The 338-nt window shown below is 74.9% G+C and carries 1 pseudogene; it reads left to right on the top strand.

Annotated features, from left to right (window positions below):
* Positions 1-338, top strand: a pseudogene (locus OO69_RS48400) (hypothetical protein); the annotation flags it as partial.

Below are 338 nucleotides of genomic sequence, written 5' to 3' on the forward strand. Positions count from 1 at the left end.
GACAGGTTCAGGCCCCGGACGCTCCCCCGCGTCCTCGCCCGGCGAGGCCCGCGGGCCCGCGCCCGGCCTCTCCGCACCGTTCCGAGATCCCTGAGCCCGACTGGTTCGACCGCAAGGGCAACCCGCCGAACTCGTCACTGATCGTGTGGACGGGCACCAGCTGGCGCACGCTGGCGTGGACCGATTACCAGGCCGCGCACATCGCCGCCGCGCTCGGCATCGGCGCCGGCGGCCCGTACGAGTGGGCGGAGGGCTGGGGCCCGCGCCACCCCGACCGCGACATGCACGACTGGACGCAGGAAGGCCGGGAGCTCACCCACCGCATCCCGGACACGGAG

This window comes from Streptomyces sp. NRRL F-525, assembly GCF_000716605.1.
GTDB lineage: Bacteria > Actinomycetota > Actinomycetes > Streptomycetales > Streptomycetaceae > Streptomyces.